The sequence below is a fragment of the bacterium genome (assembly GCA_035454885.1).
GTDB lineage: Bacteria > UBA10199 > UBA10199 > JACPAL01.
The window spans coordinates 1-4,625 of the sequence record DATIGE010000076.1; the positions used below are offsets into that span (position 1 = coordinate 1).

8 protein-coding genes are annotated in these 4,625 nt (G+C 62.2%); 4 read left to right on the plus strand and 4 right to left on the minus strand.

Annotated features, from left to right (window positions below):
* Positions 1 to 185: hypothetical protein (locus VLJ37_12560; GenBank protein HSA60503.1), on the plus strand; the 185-nt coding region annotated here is incomplete at its 5' end.
* 75 nt (positions 186 to 260) lie between these two features.
* Positions 261 to 827 carry a lysoplasmalogenase gene (locus VLJ37_12565; GenBank protein HSA60504.1) on the plus strand — a complete coding sequence of 189 codons (567 nt, stop codon included), beginning with the start codon at positions 261 to 263 and terminating at the stop codon, positions 825 to 827.
* Positions 828 to 844: 17 nt separating this feature from the next.
* Here VLJ37_12565 and VLJ37_12570 read toward each other — a convergent pair whose 3' ends face one another.
* Positions 845 to 1,660 carry a hypothetical protein gene (locus VLJ37_12570; GenBank protein HSA60505.1) on the minus strand — a complete coding sequence of 272 codons (816 nt, stop codon included), beginning with the start codon at positions 1,658 to 1,660 and terminating at the stop codon, positions 845 to 847.
* Between the two features lie 44 nt (positions 1,661 to 1,704).
* Between VLJ37_12570 and VLJ37_12575 the strand changes: the two genes are divergently transcribed.
* Both VLJ37_12575 and VLJ37_12580 read left to right on the plus strand, forming a co-directional pair.
* The gene (locus VLJ37_12575) at positions 1,705 to 1,890 is read left to right on the plus strand and encodes a hypothetical protein (protein ID HSA60506.1); all 186 of its coding nucleotides are present in this window, start codon (positions 1,705 to 1,707) and stop codon (positions 1,888 to 1,890) included.
* Between the two features lie 127 nt (positions 1,891 to 2,017).
* On the plus strand, positions 2,018 to 2,716 hold the full coding sequence (locus VLJ37_12580) for a HEAT repeat domain-containing protein (protein HSA60507.1): 699 nt from the start codon (positions 2,018 to 2,020) through the stop codon (positions 2,714 to 2,716).
* Positions 2,717 to 2,731: 15 nt separating this feature from the next.
* Here VLJ37_12580 and VLJ37_12585 read toward each other — a convergent pair whose 3' ends face one another.
* The 3 genes from VLJ37_12585 to VLJ37_12595 all read right to left on the minus strand — a co-directional run.
* Positions 2,732 to 3,241 carry a hypothetical protein gene (locus tag VLJ37_12585; GenBank protein ID HSA60508.1) on the minus strand — a complete coding sequence of 170 codons (510 nt, stop codon included), beginning with the start codon at positions 3,239 to 3,241 and terminating at the stop codon, positions 2,732 to 2,734.
* Positions 3,242 to 3,335: 94 nt separating this feature from the next.
* The gene (locus VLJ37_12590) at positions 3,336 to 4,127 is read right to left on the minus strand and encodes a hypothetical protein (protein HSA60509.1); all 792 of its coding nucleotides are present in this window, start codon (positions 4,125 to 4,127) and stop codon (positions 3,336 to 3,338) included.
* 21 nt (positions 4,128 to 4,148) lie between these two features.
* The coding region (locus VLJ37_12595; protein HSA60510.1) for a TIGR02147 family protein at positions 4,149 to 4,625 on the minus strand (477 nt) is incomplete at its 5' end.

The following is a 4,625-nucleotide window of genomic DNA, read 5'->3' on the forward strand; positions in this document are numbered from 1 at the left end:
CCGGGAGCGAAGCCAAGCAGTTGGGAGTAACGGCGGGCGTCATGGATTCTTTCCTCCTCTTTGCATGGCCGCCTTATCGCCGGAAGGTGTCGGGAGTTGTTGCGAGATCGGACTCGCAATCGCTTTTTATGAGAATGGATAGAGAAGCAGAAGCGGGTACACTTTTGTTTGGGCTTATGATTTGATTCTTGTCATAATTGATAATTCTGAGGAGTGAGACGGCATCGCATTCGGCGCTGCAAGCGTGCTAAACCTCCGGCATGATCGTTTCGATCGGCAAACCGCTTCTTTCGACCGGCTTCCTCCTCTTCGCTTGGAAGATGGGGGCCTGGGAGACCGCTTACGGGCGCCTGATCTTCGCCGCCCTGGGTCTCTCGTGGGCGGGCGATTTGCTCCTGATCCCGAAGTCCTCGAAATGGTTTTTGGCCGGACTGGCGAGTTTCTTTTTTGCGCATCTTCTTTTCTGCGCGGCCTTCGCCGTTCGGGGCGTGTCCTTCGCGTTGTACGATTTCCGCGTGGGCCTTCCCGTCCTGGCGACGGGCCTCGCGGGCCGCTGGATCCTTCCGCACGTGGAGAGGAAAACGACGCTCATGAAGATCCCCGTCATCGCCTACATGGCGGCGATCACGGTGATGACGATCCTCGCCCTGGGGGCCGCTAAAAATTCAGGAAATCCCTGGATCGGCGTGGGCGCCGTCCTGTTCTACGTCTCCGACCTCTTTGTCGCGCGCGATCGGTTCGTGTCCGCCGGGTGGATCAACCGCGCCTGGGGCCTCCCCCTCTATTACGCCGCGCAATTCGTGCTCGCTTCGACGGTCTCCCGCTGATTCACCGGAGAATCTCCTTACTGATCCCCGACCTTCACGCCGGCGCAGGTGTAGCTCTTGACGCCCGTGAGCTTCAGAGTCTCGCCAGTCCTGAATTCGACGGCCGTCAGGATCTTGTTGGTGGGGCAGCTCAAGACCTGCTCCGCGCCGGGCCCGTTGCCCGCCAGCGCGGAAAGGAAGGACCAGTAGGCGCCCACCCAAACGGGATGGACTTGGCGCGACAGATCCACCGGCGTCTGGAAGAAGCCCATCGCGCGGATCTGGTCGTACGCGGATTGTTTGCCGGTGCGCAGGTAGACCGCATGGGCGCCGAATCCCGTGAAGAGGACGGTACGGCTCGAAAACTTCCGCGTATAGTCGATGTCGCCGTTTTGATCGTAATAGTCGTAGAGATCGCCGCCGCAGGTCCCCTGGGTGTCGTAGAGATCCACCGCAACGGAATCGGCCGGATGGCGGACGCTCTTGCAGAGGAGCACCGCGCCCGTCACGCCCCGGGTGCCGTCGTCGAACTCATGGCTCCGGCCGTATCTCATCCCGGACACGAAATAGCCATCGGGGCACGTCATGGAACAGGTCTGCTCGCCCGCTTTCAAGCCTTCGGACTCGATGCGTTCATAGTCCTTAAGTTCCGCCGAGACGATCGCCGGTTTCGAGACCAGGTCATTCTTCAGGGGATTGCAGATCCCGACCAAGCCTCCGAGGAAGGCCTCGCCGTCCATGGCCTCGTCGGTCTTGGCCTTCAAACCGCTCAAGACGGACCCGTTGGGGGATCTCAACTGCGAGGCCGCCTCGGCGGTGACGCCGGCCCCTGTGAACGCGTCGACGATGTCCATGAATGAGTCCCGGAGCGCCGCCTGATTCGGGAGGCGTAGACGGCGTGGGCCTTCACGGCGACCGCATGCGGGTGCAGGCAATCCGATTCGCATCGGGACTTCAACTCCGCGAGGGCCTCGCGAAAAGCCTGCACGATTTTTTGCCGGTCGAACATCGGTCCGCCCGTGAAGCCTCCCTCTTAGGCGACGCCCTCCGTATGAGAAAGCCCCTGGGCATTGCCACCGTCTGATTTCTAAGAATGGATAGGATCGCGCCTCACCTATCCATTCTCACAAATCTCCCCCGGCAATCTCATAAACCCGCAAGGTTTTTCACAAACGGCCGATCACGCCGGCACCATTGCGGAGGACTCTACAATGACCAATATTTTTCCAACGTTCCATCCTACGGCGATCGCCTCCTCGCTTCAGGCTGCCGCATCAAGGATGACGGGTACTGAGTTCTCTGCGTTCACTGAACGGGTCCGGGACCATCTCGTGGCCGGGGGCCAGGCAAAACTAAGTCAACTCCTCGCTGGACAAGGGATTGAACCGTCCCGCAAGGTTCTGGGTCAAATCGCCTTTGCACGCGCCTTCTTCTTCGATGAAGCCATTCCGGCGAAAATGCTCTCCATGATCGCGGAAGCGCCACCGGCCGCGCAGGCACGAGCTGAAATGAGGGTGCTTCAAAACATCGAGGCTCTTCAGTCGCCACATCCGCAACGACGGAAACGAGCCGCCGACTTCTTCTATTGCGTCAACGCCGAACCCAGGGCCGTCGAGCCGCTTATCACGGCCTTGGGTGACGTGGACTCGCGTGTTCGAAGGTCCGCAGCCTGGGCCCTCGGTGAACTCGGCGACCCCAGGGCCGTCGAGCCGCTCATCAAGGCATTGGGTGACGTGGACGCGTTGGTTCGAGAAGACGCGGCCCTTTTCCTCGGTGAACTCGGCGACCCCAGGGCCCTCAAGCCGCTCATCAAGGCATTGGATGACTTGGATAATACGATGGAGTTTCGAAAGATCGTAGCCCAGGCCCTCGATAAGATCCGCGAAGCTCGGCGCAAGAAAGGAACCTAAGTCCCCGCCGCGCCGCTACGAGTCTTTTTTGCGGCCGGCCCTTTCCAGGAGAGACAGGCGCAGCAATTGACCCAAGCCGAGGGCCGCGACGATGAGGCCCGCGATGCCGAGTCCCGATTCGACGGCCTCGCTGCAGCCGGGCAGGATGGCGATCGACGCCGCGAGGAGAGCGTTCATCCCCACCCCCGACCCGCCCTCCGAATCTCGAAGAAGCATTCGCGCGGCCGCCTCCATGAATTCCCGTGACGCCTTGGCGTTGTTGGGCGGCGGGGGACGGCCGTCCGTTCCCGCAAAGAGGCGATAATAAAGACTCAGCGCGGGGAGACGGGGGAGGTCCCCGTCCAGATCGTGGAGCCTGCCGGCCACATCCCGGAGGAAAGAGGCCATCGTCGCGGGGGTTTCCCCTTCCAGGTCCACGGGAAGCGCCGCTCCGGAGACCCTCAACGCCCCGGCCATGTTCTCGATAAAGAGATTCGGGGGCATGGCCGCAAGGGCCGTGGAGTAATTGTAAAAGGCCGACATCATGCCCGGTGTTATCGAAAGGCGCTGCGGGAGGTTGCCCTCGCTCGAAGGCCATCGAGGAGATTATTCGGAATGGATATCTTGAATAAAAAGACGTTCAGCGGACCAGCGAGCAGCCGCCGCCCACCATCACCATGACCGGCATCCCAACTTCCCCCTCGCCGCTCGTGACCGAAGACTCCTCGGCCGGGAAGACCGGGGTTTCAGCGATGCCCCCCCCCGCGATCGCATCGCCTCCCTCTGAAGGAACGGGATCGTGCGGGGATGGAAAGGAATCGCCAGGTGCCGTAGCCGGTTCATCGCGCGCCGGGGCCGAATCGCCGATTCCAGGACCGGATTCGCCGGGCGCCGGAGCGGGATCATGGGTCGCCGTGTCCGTATCTCCCGGCGCGGGAACGGGATCCTGGGACCCCGGATCCGAATCGCCGGGCGCCGGGGCGGGATCATCGGGCGTTGGGTTGGAATCACCCGGCGCGGGCTCTCCCAGTGACGGTCCGACCGCTATTCCGGGCGTGACGGGCGCAATTCCGATCGCCACCGGCGGGTCCACGCCCTCGTCCACCGGCATGGTCGCCATGGGTGGATCTATGCCCCGGTCCGCAGGACCGATCGCCACCGCCGGATCCACGCCGTCGTCCACCGGCATGGTCGCCATGGGTGGATCCATGCCCTGGTCCGCAGGACCGATCGCCACCGCCGGATCCACGCCCTCGTCCACCGGCATCGTGGCGATGCCCGGCTCCGCGAGAGCGGGCCCCCCGTGGATGGTCAGGCCCGGGACGATTTTGACCGGGTGTGTGGCGAATCCCTCAAAACCCCACACCGGGGCGCCGTGAGACACGGCGATCACGAATCCGGCGAGACCGAGAATGATGTATCTTCTTCCCATAAATCCCCCTGAAAGCTTCATTCACCGTTTTAAACCGAGCATCACGACGAGCTCCCGGTCCGACTCCAACCGGCGCCCGAAAAGCCGCGTCATCTCGTCGCAAAACTCGCCGAGCTTGGCCTTGATGAGGTCCTCGTTCTCCGCCGCGAGACGGAGCGACACCCGGAAGCCCTGCTCGCCCGCCGCCTTTTCTCCCTCCCGAATGGCCCGAAGCCGGCCAAGGTAGCGCTCGCGGTGCTCGTCCGACCTGGCCTGGTTGTAGAGGACGAGGGTCGCGAAGTATTCCTTCTCCTTCACGGAAAGATTCAGGCCCTCCAAGAACTTGTGCAGGCTGCCCTCGACGAGGTCCCTCTCCCCGTCCATGACCATCTTGTAGAGGCTGGGGGACTTGAGCCCCGCGCGTTTGGAAAAGAACCGGTAGGAAAAGCCGTAGTTTTTCTTCGCCGACTGCAGCCAGTCGCGGAGAAAGTGGCGGTAATCGAGATAATTGAAGAGATT

Bases quoted from the DNA above. Each gene is read 5' to 3' on its own strand.
- VLJ37_12565 (HSA60504.1), top strand. From the start codon at position 261: ATGATCGTTTCGATCGGCAAACCGCTTCTTTCGACCGGCTTCCTCCTC.
- VLJ37_12570 (HSA60505.1), bottom strand. From the start codon at position 1,660: ATGGACATCGTCGACGCGTTCACAGGGGCCGGCGTCACCGCCGAGGCG.
- VLJ37_12580 (HSA60507.1), top strand. From the start codon at position 2,018: ATGACCAATATTTTTCCAACGTTCCATCCTACGGCGATCGCCTCCTCG.
- VLJ37_12585 (HSA60508.1), bottom strand. From the start codon at position 3,241: ATGATGTCGGCCTTTTACAATTACTCCACGGCCCTTGCGGCCATGCCC.
- VLJ37_12590 (HSA60509.1), bottom strand. From the start codon at position 4,127: ATGGGAAGAAGATACATCATTCTCGGTCTCGCCGGATTCGTGATCGCC.